Origin of the sequence: Chitinophaga fulva (genome assembly GCF_012927205.1) — a bacterium.
GTDB classification, from domain to species: Bacteria; Bacteroidota; Bacteroidia; order Chitinophagales; family Chitinophagaceae; genus Chitinophaga; species Chitinophaga fulva.
In genome coordinates this window covers 3,314,646-3,335,924 of record NZ_JABBGC010000001.1, presented here as the reverse complement: position 1 = coordinate 3,335,924, position 21,279 = coordinate 3,314,646, and the positions used below count along the sequence as shown (strand labels likewise).

General features: G+C 50.8%; 18 protein-coding genes. 6 read left to right on the top strand and 12 right to left on the bottom strand.

All coding sequences use genetic code 11. The features are described from left to right. Window positions 1-3 precede the first annotated feature (3 nt). From HHL17_RS13590 to HHL17_RS13575, 4 genes are all read left to right on the top strand, one after another. On the top strand, window positions 4-3,129 hold the full coding sequence (locus HHL17_RS13590; RefSeq protein ID WP_169225248.1) for an efflux RND transporter permease subunit: 3,126 nt from the start codon (window positions 4-6) through the stop codon (window positions 3,127-3,129). A gap of 62 nt (window positions 3,130-3,191) precedes the next feature. Next, window positions 3,192-3,695: a hypothetical protein gene (locus HHL17_RS13585; protein ID WP_169225247.1), complete on the top strand. Its 504-nt coding sequence runs from the start codon at window positions 3,192-3,194 to the stop codon at window positions 3,693-3,695. A 148-nt stretch (window positions 3,696-3,843) separates the two neighbouring features. After that, complete coding sequence (locus HHL17_RS13580; RefSeq protein WP_169225246.1) at window positions 3,844-4,047, top strand: hypothetical protein; 204 nt, start codon at window positions 3,844-3,846, stop codon at window positions 4,045-4,047. Between the two features lie 43 nt (window positions 4,048-4,090). After that, window positions 4,091-4,507 (top strand): hypothetical protein, encoded by a 417-nt coding sequence (locus tag HHL17_RS13575; RefSeq protein WP_169225245.1) that lies wholly within the window; start codon window positions 4,091-4,093, stop codon window positions 4,505-4,507. A 188-nt stretch (window positions 4,508-4,695) separates the two neighbouring features. On the opposite strand, the gene HHL17_RS13570 is transcribed toward HHL17_RS13575, so the two are convergent. Beyond that, window positions 4,696-5,370: a hypothetical protein gene (locus HHL17_RS13570; protein ID WP_169225244.1), complete on the bottom strand. Its 675-nt coding sequence runs from the start codon at window positions 5,368-5,370 to the stop codon at window positions 4,696-4,698. 8 nt (window positions 5,371-5,378) lie between these two features. Further along, a complete protein-coding gene (locus HHL17_RS13565) occupies window positions 5,379-6,248 on the bottom strand; it encodes an aldose 1-epimerase family protein (protein WP_169225243.1) in 870 nt (289 codons plus the stop codon). Window positions 6,249-6,353: 105 nt separating this feature from the next. Here HHL17_RS13565 and HHL17_RS13560 point away from each other — a divergent pair, with 105 nt between their 5' ends. Continuing rightward, on the top strand, window positions 6,354-7,070 hold the full coding sequence (locus HHL17_RS13560; RefSeq protein WP_169225242.1) for a 3-ketoacyl-ACP reductase: 717 nt from the start codon (window positions 6,354-6,356) through the stop codon (window positions 7,068-7,070). A 175-nt stretch (window positions 7,071-7,245) separates the two neighbouring features. On the opposite strand, the gene HHL17_RS13555 is transcribed toward HHL17_RS13560, so the two are convergent. Genes HHL17_RS13555 through HHL17_RS13545 form a run of 3 tightly spaced genes read right to left on the bottom strand, consistent with a single transcriptional unit; the run spans window position 7,246 to window position 9,468 of the window. Further along, on the bottom strand, window positions 7,246-8,232 hold the full coding sequence (locus HHL17_RS13555) for a hypothetical protein (protein WP_169225241.1): 987 nt from the start codon (window positions 8,230-8,232) through the stop codon (window positions 7,246-7,248). 3 nt (window positions 8,233-8,235) lie between these two features. Continuing rightward, entirely contained in the window at window positions 8,236-8,592 is a 357-nt protein-coding gene (locus HHL17_RS13550) for a hypothetical protein (protein ID WP_169225240.1), read from the bottom strand. Between the two features lie 57 nt (window positions 8,593-8,649). Then, window positions 8,650-9,468: an alpha/beta hydrolase gene (locus HHL17_RS13545; RefSeq protein ID WP_169225239.1), complete on the bottom strand. Its 819-nt coding sequence runs from the start codon at window positions 9,466-9,468 to the stop codon at window positions 8,650-8,652. Window positions 9,469-9,571: 103 nt separating this feature from the next. Here HHL17_RS13545 and HHL17_RS13540 point away from each other — a divergent pair, with 103 nt between their 5' ends. Beyond that, entirely contained in the window at window positions 9,572-9,982 is a 411-nt protein-coding gene (locus HHL17_RS13540; protein ID WP_240975224.1) for a hypothetical protein, read from the top strand. 54 nt (window positions 9,983-10,036) lie between these two features. On the opposite strand, the gene HHL17_RS13535 is transcribed toward HHL17_RS13540, so the two are convergent. From HHL17_RS13535 to HHL17_RS13505, 7 genes are all read right to left on the bottom strand, one after another. Then, window positions 10,037-11,374 carry a TldD/PmbA family protein gene (locus tag HHL17_RS13535; protein WP_169225238.1) on the bottom strand — a complete coding sequence of 446 codons (1,338 nt, stop codon included), beginning with the start codon at window positions 11,372-11,374 and terminating at the stop codon, window positions 10,037-10,039. A 3-nt stretch (window positions 11,375-11,377) separates the two neighbouring features. After that, window positions 11,378-13,012 (bottom strand): TldD/PmbA family protein, encoded by a 1,635-nt coding sequence (locus HHL17_RS13530; protein WP_169225237.1) that lies wholly within the window; start codon window positions 13,010-13,012, stop codon window positions 11,378-11,380. 213 nt (window positions 13,013-13,225) lie between these two features. Beyond that, window positions 13,226-14,560, bottom strand: coding sequence for a TldD/PmbA family protein (locus HHL17_RS13525; protein ID WP_169225236.1), 1,335 nt, complete (start codon window positions 14,558-14,560; stop codon window positions 13,226-13,228). 10 nt (window positions 14,561-14,570) lie between these two features. After that, window positions 14,571-16,208, bottom strand: a complete 1,638-nt coding sequence (locus HHL17_RS13520) for a TldD/PmbA family protein (RefSeq protein WP_169225235.1) — start codon at window positions 16,206-16,208, stop codon at window positions 14,571-14,573. Window positions 16,209-16,374: 166 nt separating this feature from the next. Further along, on the bottom strand, window positions 16,375-17,814 hold the full coding sequence (locus tag HHL17_RS13515; RefSeq protein ID WP_169225234.1) for a hypothetical protein: 1,440 nt from the start codon (window positions 17,812-17,814) through the stop codon (window positions 16,375-16,377). Then, a complete protein-coding gene (locus HHL17_RS13510; RefSeq protein ID WP_169225233.1) occupies window positions 17,811-19,946 on the bottom strand; it encodes a DUF4175 family protein in 2,136 nt (711 codons plus the stop codon). The genes HHL17_RS13515 and HHL17_RS13510 overlap by 4 nt, the downstream gene beginning before the upstream one ends. Further along, complete coding sequence (locus tag HHL17_RS13505; RefSeq protein ID WP_169225232.1) at window positions 19,939-21,270, bottom strand: BatA domain-containing protein; 1,332 nt, start codon at window positions 21,268-21,270, stop codon at window positions 19,939-19,941. The genes HHL17_RS13510 and HHL17_RS13505 overlap by 8 nt, the downstream gene beginning before the upstream one ends. Between the last annotated feature and the right edge of the window lie 9 nt (window positions 21,271-21,279).

Sequence of the window (21,279 nt, the reverse complement as noted above, 5' to 3'; positions counted from 1 at the left end):
GCCATGAAAATATCCGGTTATGCCGTCAAGAACTACCAGTTCACCCTCGTCATCTTCCTGATGATCGTTGTGCTCGGCATCACAACCATCCTCAATATGCCCCGCTCCGAAGACCCGGAAATGCAGGCACCACAGTTCACCGTAGTGGTCATCTACCCCGGCACCAGTCCCAAAGACATGGAAGACCTCGTAGTAGACCCACTCGAAAAAGATATCTATGGCCTCGCTGATATCAAACGGCTGCGCACCGCCATCAGCGATGGTGTGGCCGTACTACGCGTGGAATACAAATACGAATCCAACGTAGACCAGAAATACCAGGAGCTGGTCAGGGAAATCAACAACAAAAAAGCTTCCCTGCCCGCCGACATTTACAGCATAGAAGTGAAAAAACAAGAGCCCTCTGATGTGAACGTACTCCAGATAGCACTGATATCAGAAAATGCTTCCAGAGATAAGTTGCGATACTATGCCGAAAAATTACAGGAAGACCTGGAAAAAGTTTCCAGCCTCAAAAATGTGAAGATACATGGCCTCCCCGACCAGCAGGTACGTGTGGAACTGGAACTGGACAAAATGGCGCAGCTGCATCTGCCCTCCAGCACCGTGATGGCCGCTATCCAGGGTGAGATGGCCAATATCCCCGGCGGTAGCATCGATGCGGGCGACAAAAGCTTCAATATCAAAACCAGCGGCAACTACAAAAACATCGACGAAATCGCCAACACGATTGTTACCGCCGCCAATGGCAAAAATATCTTCCTGAAAGATATCGCCCGGGTGTATTATGGTTTTGAAGATGAGAAATATTTCGCCCGGCTCAACGGGCACCGCAGTGTGAGCGTGTCTGCCGCACAGAAAGCCGGAGAGAATATCAGTAAAACACAACTGAAATACAAACCCGTCATTGAGCAGTTTAAAAAGACACTGCCCGCCAACATAGACATGGTGCAGTACTTTGATCAGGCAGAAGCCGTGAACCACCGGTTGAGCGGCCTTGGTAAAGACTTCCTGATCGCGATTGCACTGGTAGCGTTTACCCTGTTACCGTTAGGTCAGCGCCCAGCGCTCATTGTGATGATCTCCATTCCCCTGTCCCTTTCCATTGGTGTTGTACTGCTGCGCCTATTCGGCTACAACCTCAACCAGCTCAGCATCGTAGGCCTCGTGGTAGCCCTCGGCCTGCTGGTAGACGATAGCATCGTGGTGATTGAAAATATAGAGCGCTGGATGCTGGAAGGGCACTCCCGGATGGAAGCCACACTGAAAGCCACTTCTCAGATAGGCATGGCCGTTATCGGTTGCACCGCCACGCTTATCATCGCGTTTATGCCGCTGGTGTTCCTGCCGGAGGGCAGCGGTGACTTTATCCGCAGTATGCCGCTGGCCGTGATCTTCAGCGTACTGGCTTCCATGGTGGTATCGCTGACGATCATTCCTTTCCTTGCCAGCCGTTTGTTGAAAACACATAGCGGTCATCCTGAAGGCAACATCTTCATGCGCCTGCTGAAAAAGTTGATCCATGGCAGTTATGCCAGACTGCTGGATAAAGCCCTGCATCGCCCGGTGCTGACCATTCTCGTGTCTTTGGTACTGTTCGGCGGTTCCATGGTACTCATGAAAGCAGTGGGCTTTGGCCTCTTCCCTGCTTCAGAGAAGCCACAGTTCCTGATCAACGTGCTCACGCCGCCCCAGTCCAATCTCGCCTATACCAACAGCATTGTGGAAAAGCTGGAGAAAGAGCTGAAACAGGAAAAAAGTATCCGTTATGTAGCCAGCAATATCGGGAAAGGCAATCCCCGCATCTATTACAACGAGGTACAGGAAAATGAGCACAGCGACTATGCACAGCTGTTTATCCAGCTGGACCCGAATACCAGTCCGGATGATAAATTAGCCCTGATCGAAAAACTCCGTAAAAAATGGACGCCTTATCCCGGCGCCAAAGTGGAAGTGAAGAACTTTGAGCAGGGCCCTCCTATTACCGCTCCCGTGGAAGTAAGGCTGTTTGGCGATAACCTGGATACCCTGCGTACACTGGCCGGACGGGTGGAAAGAATGCTGGAGAAAACACCAGGCACCATCTATATCAACAACCCGGTCAGCACACTGAAATCAGACATCCGTGTGAATATTGACCGCGAAAAAGCGCAACAGCTGGGCATTCCCACTGTTAATATAGACCGGGCAGTACGTTTAGCCATCGCCGGTATTAACCTGGGCCGGTACAATGACGAAAACGATACGGATTATGACATCCTTGTCACCAAACAAAAAAGCGGCAAACCCACACTGGACGTGTTCAGGGACCTGTACGTGAACAATGCTGCCGGTACCGCCATTCCGCTGTCGCAGGTAGCCAGCGTAAAATTGGAGACCTCCCCTTTGAGCATCAATCACCAGGAGAAAAACAGGCTGGTGGGAGTAGGTGCTTTTGTAAAAAAAGGATTTCTGCCAGACCGTGTTATCAATGATGTTATCCGGCAGATGGACCAGTTGCAGCTTCCGAAAGGTTATACCTACGAAATGGGGGGTGAAGTGGAAAGCAGGAACAATTCCTTCGGTGGTTTCATGAGCATCATCATCGTAACGATATTCCTATTCATTGCCGTACTGGTATTGGAATTCAAGACCTTCAAAAGCACGCTGATCGTGTTGTCCGTGATCCCGCTGGGAATTGTGGGTGCCGCCGTGGCCCTGTGGCTGACAGGCAATTCGCTCTCTTTTATAGCCATCGTTGGACTGATTGCCCTTGCGGGCATTGAAGTGAAGAACACCATTTTGCTGGTGGATTTCACCAACCAGTTGCGGGCACAGGGCAAATCACTGGAAGAAGCTATACGGGAAGCCGGCGAGATCAGGTTCCTGCCGATTGTGTTAACATCGCTGACCGCCATCGGCGGGCTGATACCTATCGCTATCTCCACCAATCCCATGATTGCGCCGCTGGCCATTGTATTGATAGGAGGCCTGATCAGCTCTACCCTCTTATCAAGAATTGTTACACCGGTGGTGTATAAGCTGATGCCTCCGAAAATAGCCGTTGACCAGCCGGTACCACCGGAGTATAACGGCAATGGCCATGGGCATCAGCTGCCTATTCCGAAGGAAGCGGTGCTGAATTCGTAATTCTTCCTTATTTTTGGGACTATTACGAATACTACCACCATTTCCTCTGAAAATTTGTTCTTATGAAAAGAAACATCCTGGCGTTTATCGCAGTCATGTTGACGGTATGCATCGGTGCCCAGCAATCGCAGGCACAGTTAAAGCGATTCAGTATCGGTCCTTATGTAGAAGCTGGTTTTCCTACCGGTGATTTCACCAACACCCACAAGCCTGGTTTCGGCGTTGGACTGGGTGCTGACGTGAAGCTCGTGGCAGGACTGACCGCTGTAGGTTCTGTCGGTTTTATGTATTTCAAAGGCAAAAGCGACAACAACATTAAGTATGCTTCTGTGAAAGCGATACCGGTAAGGCTGGGTCTTCGCTACAACCTGATATCTATCCTGTATGTAAAAGCAGAAGGCGGTACCGTGAACTTTACCGGCGATTACAACAATGGTATGGGTGGGTTATTCGCTCCCGGCATCGGTATCCGTTTACTGGGCCTGGATGTGGAAGGAAAATATGAAGCCTGGTTTAAAGATGGCACCCATGGCTTCTTTGGCCTGAAAGCCGGATATAATTTTTAAATTAAGCCATTTTGATATTTGGTTTATTGATACCATTTATTAACGTGTATGTCATTGGGGCTGATCGAAAAAGGTCAGCCCCAATGTTTTTTTGCCCATCCTGTTGCTGAAAATAGGATGTGTGGAAATAACCCAACATTATTGAAATATGAAAAAAGAAACATTAAACCTGCTATCAGCTAAACTGGAAGAAAAGTATCATGGTTTATCAGCTAAATCTGTTTTTCAGCCAGACAGGATGCAAATTACATTTGGAAATGAAAGTAGTTTTGAAATTAGATTTGATACTTTAAATGCCGGTATTAAGGAGAAAGGAGCTTTTCTGCTTAGCTACCTCCTTAACGGTCAATAACACAGAGATATACAACATTAAAAAGGAAACGGGCACAAGCTCCATGGACCATCCGTTGTTGTACTTTGGCAAAGACATGTATGTTTTGCCCCAATCAATAAACAGGAATGATCGTTATATCGTATGTGCCGCTGTAAAACCAGAAGACGTAGTATCACATATCCTTTCTGATTTTGATGAATTTGTTTTGCCCCTGGCAACAGCTCTTTGTAAAGATTACAAGTCATTATTACCATACTTTGACAACAAAGAATTTCTTATCTGTCTTAAAGATGCATATGCTATTGCCTACATAGCAGCTTATCTGTCAAATTCAAAGCAATGGGCTTCCGAGCAATTGCCTGTATTGGTAAACAAATACGCTGAAGGTCCCCTTTTGAGGTTTTACGATTACAGAAAGTCACCTGATCCGGAGCAGGATATTGCAAAAAAAATCGTGTCCTATTTTGAGAAAAAATAAGCACTAGTTTGATTTTCAGCCAGGTAATAAGATGAATCTAAAAGAAATTAATTGGTTTGAAAATGCAGGCGTTCCCAATCACACTGATTTTAAGGTTGAATCAAAACTGGTAGACGATAGCACCTCAGGAACTACAAATTTATTATAGCTCCTGAGATGAAACAGCGGTAAGCTTTTTGTTATGTTGTTTAAATGAACCTCGGTGTAAACCCGCCCTGCGTGCAGCCCGGCACCGGGATGATATTATCTCCGCTCTGATCTACGTTTGGCAGGTTCATAATATTGGGATACCATGATTTCCGCAAAGCGGGGTCCACTGCTGCCAGTTCCACCAACACATGATAACCACCCCTTGTTTCCACTACCGTCAGGCAGGAAGGATTAACATATTCCTTTATTTTTTCCAGAATAGCCGGGTCTTTCGCATCCACATCGATATCCATGTAGTACTTATTGCTGCAGGATTGCTGAATAGCGCTCATCACCTCCTGATGTGGATTTTTCGCGCTGGCATTGGCCTGAATATTTTCCGCGAAGGTGACCAGTGAAGCAAAGGTAGCTTTCCACAGATCACGGGGATTGATGCTGATGTACAATGCCAGGGCCTCCTGCGGGACCAGTATTCCCCGCTGGGTATAAGCGCCTACGGCACATTCGAGCTGACGGATTTTCTCCAGCATGTTTTCTTTTTTGCTGGTAAACCGTTTCAGTTGTTGTTTGTCTGATTTAAAACCGTGGCCTTCTTCCAGATATTTGGTGCGGGCCAGCAGCGACAGATAGTATTGTTCCTGTTCATTACAATCAGGGAGCCAGTCGATGAAGGCTTTCAGGGCTTCTTCATCCTGGATGATCTTATAATTCATGGTATAGATTAGAAAAAGGTCGCTGTCCAGGTACGTTCAAATGAAGCCCCGGGAGCCAACCGGTTGATGCCTTCTTTTTCCGCCAGTTCGCCGGTAGCGGCCACATTATCTGCAATGCCGCACCACGGCTCAATGCACACAAAATCCGCGTTCTTCGCCGCCCATATGCCCATAAAAGGGAAACCGCCGAATGTTACGGTGAGGCCATGCGGGGTTTTACCACTGTTGATGCTGATGGCATCAGATGCCAGTTTTTTAAAGACGAGGGCATCTTCCAGGAACAATGATTTTTTCAGTGGCAAATGTTGGGTGTGGTCCAGCATGGGCACGGGCTGCAGCTCTATTTGTCCACCGGGTGACAATGGATAACGGCCCGCTGTTTCAGTTTTGTTGAAGGTGAGGAAATAGTCTTCGTAGTCTGTACCATCTGTCAGGGGTACTTTAAATGCCGGATGGCCGCCCACGGAGAACAGCAACTCCTTGTTGTCTGTATTTTGCACCTGGTAGGTTACTTTCAGCGTATCGCCGTCCAGCATGTAGCGTACACGAAAATCGAACTGGAACGGATATACGGCCATAGTAGCCTCACTGTCCGTGAGCCGGAAAGTTACTTCCGTAGCGGATTGTGCCAGCACTTCAAATTCCTGTTCACGGGCAAATCCATGTCTTCCCAGCGTATAGCTGTTACCGTTATACGTGTACGTATTATTTTTTAATCCGCCTACGATGGGAAATAACACCGGGCTTTTTTTCCCCCATACAGCAGGATCGCCGCTCCAGAGGTATTCCAGTCCGTTGTCTTTGCGGATGATGTGTTGCAGTTCGGCGCCGGCGGCAGCCAGCGAGATAGTCAGCTGATCGTTGGAAATTGTTATCATACGTGTAAAGCCTTAGAAAAACGAAGATAAACAAAAATTAACGCGTTCTCCTGCCTGCTGTTCGCTTCATGCATGTTATCTTTGTGGTCTTAAAAGCAGTTTCATATGGAATCATTACAAGGAAAAAAAGTGCTGATCACCGGTGGTGGCAAAGGCATTGGACGTGCTGTAGCGGTGGCGCTGGCACAGGAAGGGGCAGACATTGCTTTAATAGGACGCAGCGAAGGCCCATTACAGGAAGTCGTTGCAACACTCACTGATATCGGTGTGAAGGCGGCCTACGCTATCGCAGACGTAGGGGTGATGGAAGAAGTGGACAAAGCGGTTGCCAGTCTCACACAGCAACTGGGCAGTATCGATATCCTGATCAACAACGCCGGCATTGCGGCTTTCGGCGGCTTCATGGACCTCACGCCCACACAATGGGAAGACATCATCCGGGTGAACCTGCTCGGCGTATATTACGTAACCCGTGCTGTATTGCCTGATATGATTACCCGTAAAACCGGCGATATCATCAACATATCTTCTACCGCTGGCCAACGTGGTGCTCCACTCACCAGCGCCTACAGCGCTTCCAAGTTCGGGCTGCTCGGTCTTACCGAATCATTAATGCTGGAAGTGAGAAAACACAATATCCGTGTAAGCGCGCTCACACCGAGCACCATCGCTACTGACATGGCCAAAGAACTTAACCTGACAGACGGCAACCCGGAGAAAGTGTTGCAACCTGAAGACCTGGCAGAGCTGATTGTAGCGCAACTGAAGATGAACAGAAGAGTGGTGCTGAAGACGGCTTCTATGTGGTCTACGAACCCATAATTGCCAGGGTTCCCAGGGCTGAAGCCCTGGGCTACGATGTTGTTCAAATTCGTTAGTGACAGAGATTACTTGTCGTGATGCAGTGGGACAACACAACTCGGGAGTTATACGACACAAGCATAAACAGATAGCCCCCGGTGAAGATTTCACCGGGGGCTTATTCATAATGGGTTAGTTAGTGACCGTTGTTAAGACGTACAATCTCTTTAGAGAGCGCAAATTTGATGCCCAGAATAGCGAGGATGTTATCCTGCTTGTCGAAGTTTTTGCCGAAGGCAGCTACTGCATAAAAACTATCGCTGATCATGAAGTTGGTCACGAAGGCGAGGCGGTCGTAGTTTTGGCCGTTTTTCAGATCGTGACGGTTCACATACTCTGCGGAGAGATCGAAGCGGCCTTTCTGGTAGTTAGCAGAGAGGCCATAGTCCAGCAGCTGGTTGTTATAGGGGAAGCTGCCGATGGAGACGTCCTGGCTGTTCCAGATATAGCGGCCGAGGGCGATGAAATCGAGCGGGAATTTGCCCGGCGCCCAACGGATGTTGGTCCATATGCCGGAGCGATTGGAGGCAAGGTCCTTGAAGCGGTTGCCCGGTGCGCTGCCAGCCAGTGCGCCTGCCAGTTCCACGATGACGAGGCCTTTGTTGCGCTGCACATCAAACATATCGCGTAACTCCTTATTCTTTTGGGCCAGTGCCACGGTATCCAGTTGCGATGGATCTTCCACTGCCAGCAGGGCTTCTATTTCCTTTTTCTTTTGCAGCATGGCTTCGCGGTTGCGGCGGTAATAAAACCGGAACACCTGTGTGCGGAAGCCTGCGGAGATACTGGTAGTGGTATCTGTTCTGAACGTAGCTGCCGATACGTTGAATGTTTGCAGTATCGGGAATTTGTTGTTCAGATAGCGTTCAAAAGTGAGATTAGGTTTGTTGGTCAGCCAGTAGGGGGTTACATCTATCGCACCACCCTGCCACAGGTTAATGAGGCTGATCCCAAAGGCTTTAGGATTGCTGGGTTTATCGATAGCTGCCGGTGCTTTGTCGGCCAGTATGAGTCCCGGTGACGAAGGCATAGTCATATCGGATATCTTCAGGGAATCCTTTAACTGGGCATAGCCGGGATGGGCGGCTGCGAGGAGCAACACCCACCAGAATAACTTTTTCATGGTTTACTTAAAATTAAAGTCCAGCAAAAAAGACATAATATCTCCATCTGTCTTCACTTCATCCTGATAAAGGATAACAGAGGGGGTGCAGGTGCTGAAAGCGTAGGTAACGACAATGCCGTTAGTGAGGCTGTTGGTGTCCAGCACGTTGGTGGTCACCTTCAGCGTTTTCCCTTTCAGGTCTGCCGCTGTACCAAGCCGGAGGTTGCGGATCTCGCCCTTTGCGAGGGCGTCAGTATCCTTGTCGAAGCGGACCACGCTGGCGCCAATCTGGGCATTACCGATGGTGATGTTGAGGATAACGTCCGATCCCGGGTTAACGGTAAGGTCGGCACTCTCCTTTCGTTTTCTGATGGCCATAGGATATTAACTGTTGTTCAATACGAAAGTAGGTCATTACTACGCAGGGTATCTGCACTAGCGTAAAGCGCTTAACCATCCTGCCACAAAAAGCAGTACTTCCTGGCGGTTTATTTCATTATGCAGCTCATGGTAATCGCCGGGCCATTCGCGGTAGGTCAGCAGGCTGGCCGGTGCTCTTTCAGCGAAAAGCCGGGAGCCGTCTACCGCGGTAAATTCATCTTCACCACCATGAATCAGCAGGGAGCGTATTTTCAGGGTTTGAGCATGTTCCAGGCACCACAGGCCGTTGTGTATCATATCACTGGCCAGGCGTACACTCATCTTATCATGCCGGAGAGGGTTCTGCCGGAACTTCTCCACTTCATCCGTGTCATGGGAAATTTTGGTGATATCGAGGCCCTGGTTCAACCGGAGGTTAGGCACGATCCTGTTCAGTACCCGCAGCAGGCCATGCAGGAAGCTTCCGGGACGTTTGGCGACGATCAGCGCCGGCGCGGAAATAACCGCTGCCAGGATATCGGGGGTCCTGCGTAACAGGAAGCCGGTCAGCAGGCCGCCGCCCATACTATGCCCATACATGACCACCGGTTTCTGGTACAACTCTTTTGCATAAGCCAGGAAAGCCGCCTCATAGTCGAACATGTATTCGAAACCGGGTGTAGCGCCCCGTTTACCGTCAGTCTTTCCATGGCCATAATGATCGATGCCCAGTACCGCATATCCTTCCCCGTTAAAAAAACGGGCCACATGATCGTACCGGCCTACCTCTTCACCGATGCCATGCACGATGATCATCACACGGCTGAATTGCCCAGGTATCCAGCTGATGCCATGAAAACGGGTGTTCCGGAATGACCAGTAAAATTCGTTCATGCCAGCGAATATAAACATTTATTCCTATGCAAAATTTCGCCTTTGGTTGTGCAGCTGTTTTTATATTTTTGCGGTCTTATCAACTTAAAATCTGACACACAGCATGAGTGAAGACATCAAAGATGCTCCGGTATACAGTATCCCCCTGAGTTACCGGAAAATGGAAAACATGCATATCGTATTCTGGTTATTAAAAGATATCAGCTGGTGTATGATATGGAAACCATTGGGTGTGGCCATGATCTTTCCTACGCTGATCATTTCCATTGTGATTGCCTGGCGTACGCGGCAGTTTATGTCGGAGTTATGCCATAATGTGGCTATTTCCTTGTGGATAACGGCCAACTCCTACTGGATGATCAGCGAGTTCTTCCACTTTGATATGCTGACAATATGGGGAGCGGTCACGTACAAACATCTGGCACTGATACCGTTTGTGTCGGGCCTGTTGATATTGGCCTACTATTACATCTGGTATCATCCTAGACATAAAGAAACAGAAGAGATCATGTAATCATAAAAAAAGCGAAGGCCTGTTGACCTTCGCTTTTTTATTTTGCCTTTGTTGTCAGATAGCATCTGATAAAGAGGTGAATGTAAAGTCACGCAGTTTCATGGGCGGGAGGATGGCACTCTGGTTGCTTTCCCCGCTGACAGCCCTTTCCGGCCTGCCCAGTGCTTCCACGTTGTTCAGCATGATCACCGGGCTTTCGTTGAAGCGGAAGTTTTTCACCGGATGTTTGATCACACCATTTTCGATGTAGAAAGTCCCGTCGCGGGTAAGACCTGTAAACAACAGAGTTTGCGGATCAACCGGGCGGATGTACCAGAGGCGGGTTACCAGGATACCTTTCTCCGTGCTTTTAATCAGCTCCTCCAGGGAAGCGGTACCGCCTTCCATGATAAATCCATCCGGGCCGGGAATGGCTTTTACATTGTCCTTCTGCGCCCAGTAGCGGGAATAGTACATGTTTTTCACCACGCCTTTATCGATCCAGGTGATTTTTTCCTGTGGCCGGCCATCGTTATTATAGGGAGAAGTGGGCATATCCGGATGCCAGGGATCAGAATAGATGGTCACCTGGTCGTCCATCAGTTTGTCTCCCAGCTTGGTTTTGCCGCCGGCTTTGCTGAGGAAGCTCCTGCCTTCTTCCGCGCTACGTGCATCGAGGTTATTGATGAGCTGTTCGATCAGTACGATGGAAGCTGCCGGTTCGAGGATCACGGTGTATTTGCCTGGCTCAATGGCTTTGGCGCCTTTGGAGCCGCTGGCTTTCTGTGCCGCGATACTGGTTTCTTTGGCCGCATCCAGTTTCCGGACATCGTTGTATGCTTTAGAGGCATAGCCGGAGCCGGTACCGTCTTCCGAGCGGACCGTGATACTGAAATTGATGTCTGTTGAACTGTTGTATGCGAACAGTCCTTTGGAGTTCATCATGGCGGAGGAGGCCATATTATTTTCCAGGTAACCAGCCGCCACCAGTTTATTTTGTTTGGTGATGGTAAGGCTTTTGGCTACAGCGTCTGCCCGGAAAGCAGGATCTACTGCTGCTGTATCCTTATTATAGCCGCCAGAACCCTCTCCATATTGTTGCGGCCCTAGGATAGGCATGTATTCCGGGTTCTCCGGCGCCAGGCGCGCCAGTTCTTCCGCTCTTCTGACTACTTTTTCGAGCGAGGCATCATCAAATTCATTGATAGTGGCAGTGCCCAGTTTTTTTCCAAAGGCGGAAGAAACGACCAGCATGTTTTTGCTATTGGCGCCGCTGGTGGACACTTCGTTACGGGCATAACGCACATTGCCGGAGTCGCCACTAAAAATAGAGACTTCGCACTCGTCTGCTTTTGAATAAGCAAGCACTTTTTTCAATAATGCCTGTGCTGCTTCTTTAGTGAGTATCGGCATATATTAAATTTTTCTAGCTGTATTAATAACGTTTACGCCATTGAAGCGGGCAGTCGCTGAGCCATGGGATACGGCGCTCACCTGTGAGGGCTGGCCTTTTCCGTCGAAGAAAGAGCCACCGAGGCGGTAGTCTCTCTTGTCGGCGATGGCTTTACAGGAGTTCCAGAATTCCTGTGTGTTGCTCTGGTAAGCCACGTCTTTGAGCATCCCTACAATCTGACCGTTTTTGATCTCGTAGAAAAGCTGGCCGCCGAACTGGAAGTTGTAGCGTTGCTGGTCGATGGAGAAAGAACCGTCGCCTGCGATGAAGATGCCTCTTTCCACGTTCTTGATCAGTTCTGCCGGTGTGAGCGAAGCAGTACCAGGTTGCAATGATACATTGGCCATACGCTGGAACTGTACATCTGACCAGCTTTGCGAGTAACAACAGCCCTGTGATTGATTAAGGCCGATGATATGTGCCTGATCACGGATGGCCTGATAGTTGACCAGTACGCCGTTTTTGATCAGGTCCCATTTCTGGGTGGCCACGCCTTCATCGTCATACCCTACGGCGCCGAGGGAGCCGGGTTGTGTTTTATCTGCCACGATGTTGACGAGCGGGCTGCCAAACTGGAATTTTTTGGTTTCCCATTTGTCGAGCGTCAGGAAGCTGGTGCCGGCAAAGTTGGCTTCATAGCCTAATACGCGGTCCAGTTCAGTCGGGTGTCCTACCGATTCGTGGATGGTCAGCCACAGGTGGGAAGGATCGAGCACCAGATCATATTTCCCAGGTTCCACGGATTTGGCCTTCAGCTTCTCTCCCACCTGGGTACCTGCCTGGCGGGCGTCTTCCAGCATATCATAACGGTCACGGTATAACGTTGTTACGCCGCGTATTTTATCTGATTCACGGGGGATCAGGTATTCATAGCCCATACCACGGGGGGAGCTGAGGGCGTTGCGTGTTTCAAACTTGCCGGTGGCCTTGTCTATTTTGGTGATCTGGAACGTAGGCCAGATACGGTGTACATCCTGATCTATATAAGACCCGTCGGAAGAAGCGAAGTATTTCTGTTCATTTACGAGGAACATAAAGGAGCCTACATAATCAGCACCGCCTTTCATGGCAGCATCGCTGACAGAGAGGAGCAGGTCTGCCTTTTCCTTCACCGGTACATCAAAAGCATTTTTTTCAATAGGTGTTTTCCAGCTGACTTCGCCGTAACCTTTTTGTGGGGCCAGTTGTACGGGAGTAGTCAGCAGGCGGGCATTTTCTTTTGCGATAGCCACAGCGGTGGCAGCAGCGCGGGCGATGCTGTCTTTGTCCATCTGGTCAGTGGAGGCAAAGCCCCAGCTGCCATTGGCCAATACGCGGATACCGATGCCATAGGATTCAGTGTTGACCACATTTTCCACTTTGTCTTCCCGGGTGATGATAAATTGGTTGAGATAACGGCCTATGCGTACATCGGTATAGGTAGCGCCTTTGCTGCGGGCAGCGTTGAGGGCCACATCGGCGAGCTCTTTTTTCTTTGCCACGTCGATGGTGTACCAGGGAGCTTCCAGCGGAACCGCTTTTCCGATGATCGGGATCTGGGACAGCAGCCCTGCGCCCAATCCGAGGCCTGTGTAATGGAGAAATTCTCTTCTTTTCATTATAGCAGGATTAAAGGAGTGATCTTGAATGTTAGCAATAAGGGATTAGTACGTTGTGTTGAGCTTTGTTACATGGGAGCATATTTGGTGTTAAGAATTTGGGTGACGTGTATTATCGAAAAGAAATGGATGTCCCGTTGGCTGTCTTCATTATTCTTAAAGATAACAAGTTACAGCGAACAAAACATCCATCAATTCAATCAAGATAATCTTTTAAATAGCGTCGGAAAGAGACGTAAAGGTGAAGTCCCTGATCTTCATCGGCGGGATCAGGTAACTCCGGTAAGACTCAATACTGATGCTCCTTTCCGTTTTCCCGAGCGCCTCTACGTTGTTGAGCATGATCACCGGGCTTTCATTAAAGCGGAGATTTTTGATCGGGTATTTGATCTGACCGTTTTCAATGTAGAAAGTCCCGTCGCGGGTAAGGCCTGTCAGCAGTAATGTTTGCGCGTCCACCAGCCGGATATACCAGAGGCGGGACACCAGGATACCTTTCTCTGTGCTTTTGATCAGTTCTTCCAGCGAAGCATTGCCGCCTTCCATAATGATATTGGATGGCTGGGGTACCGGTTGTACGCCTTTATTTTTAGCCCAGTACTGGGAATAAACAAGGTTCTTCACCACGCCTTTATCTATCCAGGCTGTTTTCTCCAGGGGGAATCCATCGCGGTTCCAGGTAGAAGCGGGAAGATCGGGATGGAAAGGATCAGAATAGATCGTCACTTTATCGTCCATGAGTTGTTCCCCGATACGGTTGCCACCACCGGGTTTGCTCATGAAGCTGCGACCTTCGTCCGCATTACGGGCATCGAGGCCCCGGAACATATTTTCGAGCATATAGGTAGCCGCCACCGGCTCCAGTATCACCGTGTATTTACCTGGTTCTATCGCTTTGGCGCCAGCGGAGCTGTTGGCTTTGGCAGCCGCAGTTTTAGTAGCGGAGAGCGTATCCAGCCGGCTGATATCGTTATACCCGCGGGCCGCGAAACCGGAGCCGGTACCGGCACTGTTACGGGTAGTAATCGTAAACACTACGTTAGTGTCAGTATCGTAGGCAAACAATCCTTTGGAATTGAGTATGGCCGAGAAACTGGTGGTGTTCTCAATAAAACCGGCCGCTTCCAGTTGTGCCTCTTTCGCTACCTGTATACTTTTTGCAACAGCGTCTGCACGGGTATCCGGTGTGATGGCCGCTGTAGCCGGCACATAGGTTTTAGATTCCTTAAAATCCGCCGGACCAAGCAGCGGCATATACTCCGGATTTTCCGGCGCGAGGCGCGCCAGCTCTTCCGCGCGCTGCACTACCCTTTCGAGGGCAGCATCATTGAATTCATTGATCGTAGCAGTACCGGAGCGTTTACCAAAGTAAGACGTTACGGACAGGGTGGTATTGTCGATATCTCCTGCTGTGGAAATGGCATTGCGCGCATAGCGGATATTGCCGCCTTCTTCCCCGCGGAGCGACACTTCGCATTCATCTGCTTTGGAGTGAGCGAGCACTTTTTGCAGTAATGCTTTTGCTTCTTCTTTTTTTAATATAGCCATGTGCGTTAGATCAGATTTTTCTTGCTGTGTTAATAACATTTACACCATTAAAACGGGTCGTGGAGCTGCCATGGGACACGGCATTGGACTGGCCGGGCTGTCCTTTACCATCGTTGAAAGCGCCGCCGAGGCGGTAGTCGCTCTTGTCTGCGATGGCCGTACAGCTGTTCCAGAACTCCTGCGTATTGGCCTGATAGGCCACATCTTTCAGCATACCGGCAATCTTTCCTTCTTTGATTTCGTAGAATGTTTGTCCACCGAACTGGAAATTGTACCGTTGCTGATCAATGGAGAAGGAGCCGTCACCGATGATGTAAATGCCTTTTTCCACGTTTTTGATCATATCGTCCACACTGAGTTTTTCTTTTCCCGGCTGCAGGGATACGTTGGGCATACGCTGAAACTGCACATCAGACCAGCTTTGAGCGTAGCAGCATCCCTGTGAGTGATCGAGGCCGATGATATGCGCCTGGTCACGGATAGCCTGATAGTTGACCAGCACACCGTCTTTGATCAGGTCCCACTTGCCGCATTGCACGCCTTCATCGTCGTAGCCTACAGCGCCGAGGGAGCCGGGCTGTAATTTATCCGCCACTACGTTGACCAGTTTGCTGCCAAACTGGAAATTGCGTGACTTCCATTTATCGAGTGTGAGGAAGCTGGTGCCTGCATAGTTGGCTTCGTAGCCCAGTACGCGGTCCAGTTCCGTGGGGTGTGCCACCGATTCGTGGATGGTCAGCCACAGATGCGAAGGATCGAGCACCAGGTCATATTTACCTGGTTCCACTGATTTGGCTTTCAGTTTCTGGTCAACATCTGCGGTAGCATTTTTTACGTCTTCCAGCATATCATACCTGTCTTTATAACGGGTAACGATACCGCCAACTTTATTATCTGCCGTAGGCGTCAGGTACTCATACCCCATGCCTACAGGAGAGCTGAGCGACTTACGGGTTTCAAATTTGCCACTGCCGCGGTCAATCTTAGTGACCGTAAAAGTGGGGAACAGGCGATGGATATCCTGATCGATATAAGAGCCGTCCGTAGAGGCGAAATATTTCTGTTCATTAATGGCCAGGATGGCGGAGTTGACAAAGTTGGCGCCGCCCTTCATGGCGATACTGTTCACATTCAGGAGCAGGTCTACTTTATCTTTCACCGGAATGGTGAAGGCATTTTGTACGATGGGCGTTTTCCACGCTACTTCACCATAGCCTTTTTGCGGGGCGAGCTGCACAGGCGTGGTGGTCACACGGGAGTTTGCCTTAGCCACTGCCACAGCCCTTTCCGCGGCTTTAGCGATGGCTTCTTTCGTGACCACGTTGGTAGCAGCAAATCCCCAGCAGCCGTTGGCGATCACGCGGATGCCCACGCCAAAAGATTCCGCATTGGCAATGTTCTGCACGCGGGCTTCGCGGGTTACGACAAACTGGTTGAGATACCTGCCGATGCGTACATCTGCATAAGTGGCTCCTTTGCTGCGGGCGGTGTTAAGCGCCACATCTGCCAGTTGTTTCTTGATTTTTACGTCCATGCCATCATTGAGAAAGCGTGATGGGTCGACGGGTGTGCCGAAAGCGGAAAAATTCGGCAGGACAAGTGCTCCCAGCCCCATAGCGGATAGCTGGATAAAATCTTTACGTTTCAATTGAAAGTCCTCCGGTTTAGTTTGGTTTAGATTTTAGTTGACAGTGGGTATCTGTGATTCCATGCACCATCAGTAGCATGGTGATGCAATTCTCATGAGCATAAAACCTTGTAACCCTTATAGAATCCTAAGCTAATTTTTTTTTCTTACTTTTTTTAGCCATTCGTCACATTTTCTTTTCCCACCATAAAAAGATGAGCGCGAGGAACAGCGGGACCAGCCACCAAACGGGAGACAGCCGTACGAGGGTCATTTGCCGGGATACTGGTGCAGCTGTTCTGTACACCGTGACAGGCAGGTTTTTCCAGTCATCTTCCTGAAAAATATAATTCCATGAGGTGCCCGTACCAGTAACGATTTGTTGCCAGCCGGATTTTACGGGCCACCAGGTGCCGGTATAACGATAAGCCAGCCAGGGATGCTGCGCTACAGGCAGGGCGATGCCACCCGCCCGCAATACCGGTGTAGCGGTAGTTTCCAGCTGTATGTCCAGCGGCTGGTACACATGGGCTATGGCCGGAGCAAAAGTTACTTTTTCCGCAGCGGCCTTTTTCCGGGCGGCAGCTTCGAGGATGGCCGACCAATACTGTCCGTAAGCAGCTGACTGCCCTTCCAGTTGCCAGCTATAGGTATTCAGGAGATGTGTGCGCACCAGTTTGCCCGCACCTGCGAGCGATACGGTCACATAAGCGCGATGCAGGCTGTCTGTTACCAGCGGCAGCTGATTGTTGCCCACCGGCAAAACTTGTCCGGGATCAGTTGACAAGACAGGTAACCGCTGTCCTGAGCGGAGCTTCAGGGACAAGGGCCGTGGCTGTGTGCCGGCGCTGTCTGCTTTTAATACCAGTCCGATGCCTGCATCTTCGAGCCGGGCGCGGGTATTTTTGTCGATAGCCCCACCCTGTGCCACCACAAGGTCGAACTTAGCCAGCAGGGCTGGCGTCAGGGCATCAAGCGACTGCTCCGGGAAATTGGAGAAACGCAGCAGGTATTTATTTTTCGCCACCAGGGTACGCATGGCGACGGCATTTCCCTGTTGCACCAGCCAATCAGCCAGGAAGCGGTTTTCAAAGTCGGGGGACTGTGCCAGGAAAAGCACTGTAAGCGGCGCAGCGGACTTCACTTCCAGCGGCAATGGCTGCTGTTCCAGTGTATCCCTGCCAGAGATGGCGGTAATCCCGTATACCGCCCGTCCCTGATGTAAAGGCCATGCTTTGAGGGAAAAAGAGGAGTCTTGCTGAGGCGCTATCACCGCGGAGTCCAGCGTGGTATCAAAACCAGCCAGCCGTAAGGTGACAAGTTTATTTGTGGTGTTCCGGTATCTTCCCTGCACTGCCCATTCGCTGCCGGAGGTCAGGCTCCGGGGCCAGTCACAGGCAATGATGCCCGTGGCCGGGGCTTCCGCCTGCACCAACTGTTTCGGTGCCGACGCTTTATGGGAGACGTACAACGGCCAGCCTGCCAGCACTACACAAACTACAGCGATAACGGTAGCGGTTACACGTCCTATCAGCCGGTCTTTCCTGGGACGGCGTATCTCCCGTGTAATCAGCCAGCCGGCGGCCACCAGGCCCGCGACTAACAGGAAGTAGTTCCAGCTGGTCATGGCGTACCGGTTTTAAGGTTATGGAAATAGTGTTGCGGCAACGAAGGAGATACTGGCGCCGGTGCTGATTGCGGTTGCAACGGCGGCGCTTTCAATATCTTCTGGAGCCCCTGTTGAGCAGTACGTATATCCTTCTCCGTGCCTTTATGCATTTGTATGCGGCGCATGGCTTCCAATGCGGGCAGGTACACCGCCGGTGTAGCGGCAGCCTGTGTGGTCAGCACCTGTTGCGCATCACGGAGAACGGCCGTATTCACATTGGTATCGCCAGCCTTCATAGCATCGAGGACGGCTAACGCCTGACGCACGGCCAGCAGCTGGTCCTGGTAGGTGACCGTTTCCTTTTGTTGCCGTGGCTGAATTTTATCCTGCTCCCCGCTGAGCCGTTTCTCCGGCTTCAGCGGCGTGGTTTTAAGGCCTGTTTTAGCCACGTATACGCGGGATTGCTGCTGGAGGTCTTTCAGCAGGCGTAACGCCTTGTAAGCGAACGGCAATGCCTCCTGCGGCTTATAGAGTCGCAGCTGCAATTCCGACTTCCACATCTCGGTCAAAGTGGCTCTCAGTTGTTTTTTTATCTCAGGATCAAAGAAAGTGGCATCTTCAGCGTTGTCATGTTTGTCCGTAAATTCATCCAGCACTTTGGCGGCATTGCCAAAGTCTTTGGGGTCTGCTGCCCCATGCTCTTCTTTCCCATGATGATCATGGTCGTGGTCATCATGGCCTTCTTCCGCGGCCACACGGGGATCGCCTATATTGGACTCCGATTCTTCCCCGAGGAATTTACCATAGCGCAGGCGCAGCAGTTTCTGGTCTGTGCCCAGATCGTTACTGCGGCTGTTGAATTTTTCCTTGCCGAGGCTGTCTTTTTCCCGGAGCAGCTGTTCGGCATCAAGGATAATCTGACGCTGGCTGCGGAAGTATTCAGGCTTAAAGGCCACACCGGTCACCATGCCTTCCATACTGAAGAGCTGTGCGGTGTCCGGCAGTGTTACGATATAAACGTCGGAGCGGTTTTCCTGCCGCCGGGTATCGGTCACGCGTATATGAAAATACAGCTCATCTCCCGGCTTCAGCCCCATGGCGGAGAGGTTTAGTGTTTTGCTGACCTGGTACTGGGGCAGTTGTGCGCTAAAGTTATTATCGAAAGGCAATTCCTGGTCTTTGAAACGAACAGCTTCGCCGCTGCCGCTGGCAATGGTGAGCGAGATGTATGCATTCCGGATGCCATAGTCGTCGGACAGGGCAGCCTGCACATTAACTTTAGTGGATTGCCCGAATTCTATGGTTGTATAAGGTTTAGGGCTGGTCATGCGTATTACCGGCAGCTGGTCAGGTATCAGCTGCAACTGGTATAATTCAGACAGGCGGCTGTTCATGGACACCTGGTAGAAACCGGACTTGTGCACAGTCCGTGTAGCCGTCCACGTGGTATGCGACGCATCTGGTTGTAATGCCAGCCGTGTGCTGTCATTAAACAACAATGTCAGTTCCTGCACCTGGTTATTGGTATGCAGCGTCCATTTTACCGAAGCACTGTCGGGAGCAGTAATATTAAATGCCGATTGCGTGCGGGCCGGGCGGCGCATATACGCCGGCGGCTGCAAGGTGATCTGTATCCCGTTGATACCCGGCAATACTTTCTCCGGGTGATTGGTTGGGGCGTTTGTATTTGTCATACCGGCCGGGAGCGATGTAATGCGGGTATTCAGCCCATACCAACCCAGTGTGAACAATAGCATGAACAAAGCTGTCATGGCCGCCTGCCGCAGCGGTTTGTAGAACTTCCCGGGCAGTTGCAGGTTTTCCAGCGCTGGCGCAATTTTTTCTACCTGCAGGGTTCCCAACAGGTTATGGTCCGCCGTGGGTTTTAAGAACAAGGTCGCACTGTCCTCCAATTCCGGGAATGTTTGGTTCAGGTAACGCGCCACTTCTTCCTCCGGCAGGCGCCAGGGCTGGTGCCACCAGAGTTGAGCTGTGAGCGCCAATACTCCCCCGACAATAGCCGGTACGGCCCCAAACAGCGCCAACGGCGCTGCCAATGCTATTGACAACAAGCCATAACGCAATAGCTGGCTACGCACCCAGCGGGCACGGATGGCAGCTATTTTCATATGACCGTTGACGTTACTCACTTTTTACAGCTGTTTTGGATGAAAGATATCGTTCAGCGCAAAATGTGATGAACAGGATTATCCAAATTGTTTTCTCCAGCGAGGTTTCCTGTTGTGGCAAGACTGCCGGTTTAACAGCAGCTGCATGCATCGGCAGCACCAGTTGCCGGGCATCTATACTGCGGCGGTCATATTGTTTCGCCCAGGTAGCCGGGAACATCAGTTCCAGCAGCTTTTCCGGGAATTCTCCACTCCAGGGAAGTTCATTCCATGTTGGATCAAAATGAGTGTAGAGGCTGTCTCTTGTCAGCAGCGGGTTACTGTAGCTGTCAAGCCACGTGGCGCCGGTAGTATCGTTTACCGGCAGGCGCCGGAATAGCTGAATATTGGTGTTCCCGATAGTGCCGGATACGGACTGTGGTTTACCAGTGGCATAACGGATGGTCCTTCCGGCGTTGACACCGGCAGGCCATGGACTGTCCGACAGCCACCAGAGCCAGTCCTGCGAAGCAGGAACAGCGGTTACCTGTCTGACAAGCAGCAGGCTAATTTTCCGGTGGGTATATTGCTGTACCGCTTTCAATGCGGCTTCGAGGTAGCGGGCATCTTCCGGATATTTATCCGTATAAATGGTACAATGTAAAGTGGTGGTATCATTATTACCCCGCAGGGTATCGTAATAACTAAAAACAGTCCCTGATGGGGAGCTTCGCCCCTTTCGTATGCGCAGGCTGTCGTTGTCCAGCAGATACGTATAGTCGTTCCAGTTAACAACCGAATCTACCGGCGTCATGGTTTGCCAGTGCAGCGTTAGCGCTACGGCCGGCATCGGTCCGGAGAAACGGGCGAGGCGGTTGCCGGTGAACAGGTACACCGGCAAATCAGCCGGCACCTTTTGGGAAAGCGCCTGTAACAGTTGCCAGTAAGAGGTGGTCGATGTATCCGGCGTAAGCTCCTCCGGCCGGCGCAGCCGGGAGAAAGCGGTATCAGTGGCATGCAGCTGAAAACCATGCTGCAACAGGGAATCGATCTGGTGGCGGAAAGCGGGATATGCCGCCTGCTCCGTTACCACCCAGCCTTTCACGGTGCGGGCAGTCAGCGGCTGACGCCATACCGGTTGAGACAGCAGCAATGCCAGCAGGATGATCAGCAGGCAGCGCAGCAACAGCAGCCACCAGTCAGACAAACGCCAGCTGCGGGCATGCCGTACAGAAGAAGCCGCCAGCAGTTGCACGCTACTGATGCGGAGCACCTTTCCCGGGCGACGATGCCACAAATGGATAAACACCGGAACAGCTATTCCGGTGGCGAGTGTCATCCATATGGGTTGTAGCAGGTGCAGCACAAATTATTT

What these genes read in the sequence shown, in the direction of transcription:
- HHL17_RS13590 (WP_169225248.1), top strand. Translation starts at nt 4, where the DNA reads ATGAAAATATCCGGTTATGCCGTCAAGAACTACCAGTTCACCCTCGTC.
- HHL17_RS13585 (WP_169225247.1), top strand. Translation starts at nt 3,192, where the DNA reads ATGAAAAGAAACATCCTGGCGTTTATCGCAGTCATGTTGACGGTATGC.
- HHL17_RS13580 (WP_169225246.1), top strand. Translation starts at nt 3,844, where the DNA reads ATGAAAAAAGAAACATTAAACCTGCTATCAGCTAAACTGGAAGAAAAG.
- HHL17_RS13575 (WP_169225245.1), top strand. Translation starts at nt 4,091, where the DNA reads ATGGACCATCCGTTGTTGTACTTTGGCAAAGACATGTATGTTTTGCCC.
- HHL17_RS13570 (WP_169225244.1), bottom strand. Translation starts at nt 5,370, where the DNA reads ATGAATTATAAGATCATCCAGGATGAAGAAGCCCTGAAAGCCTTCATC.
- HHL17_RS13565 (WP_169225243.1), bottom strand. Translation starts at nt 6,248, where the DNA reads ATGATAACAATTTCCAACGATCAGCTGACTATCTCGCTGGCTGCCGCC.
- HHL17_RS13560 (WP_169225242.1), top strand. Translation starts at nt 6,354, where the DNA reads ATGGAATCATTACAAGGAAAAAAAGTGCTGATCACCGGTGGTGGCAAA.
- HHL17_RS13555 (WP_169225241.1), bottom strand. Translation starts at nt 8,232, where the DNA reads ATGAAAAAGTTATTCTGGTGGGTGTTGCTCCTCGCAGCCGCCCATCCC.
- HHL17_RS13550 (WP_169225240.1), bottom strand. Translation starts at nt 8,592, where the DNA reads ATGGCCATCAGAAAACGAAAGGAGAGTGCCGACCTTACCGTTAACCCG.
- HHL17_RS13545 (WP_169225239.1), bottom strand. Translation starts at nt 9,468, where the DNA reads ATGAACGAATTTTACTGGTCATTCCGGAACACCCGTTTTCATGGCATC.
- HHL17_RS13540 (WP_240975224.1), top strand. Translation starts at nt 9,572, where the DNA reads ATGAGTGAAGACATCAAAGATGCTCCGGTATACAGTATCCCCCTGAGT.
- HHL17_RS13535 (WP_169225238.1), bottom strand. Translation starts at nt 11,374, where the DNA reads ATGCCGATACTCACTAAAGAAGCAGCACAGGCATTATTGAAAAAAGTG.
- HHL17_RS13530 (WP_169225237.1), bottom strand. Translation starts at nt 13,012, where the DNA reads ATGAAAAGAAGAGAATTTCTCCATTACACAGGCCTCGGATTGGGCGCA.
- HHL17_RS13525 (WP_169225236.1), bottom strand. Translation starts at nt 14,560, where the DNA reads ATGGCTATATTAAAAAAAGAAGAAGCAAAAGCATTACTGCAAAAAGTG.
- HHL17_RS13515 (WP_169225234.1), bottom strand. Translation starts at nt 17,814, where the DNA reads ATGACCAGCTGGAACTACTTCCTGTTAGTCGCGGGCCTGGTGGCCGCC.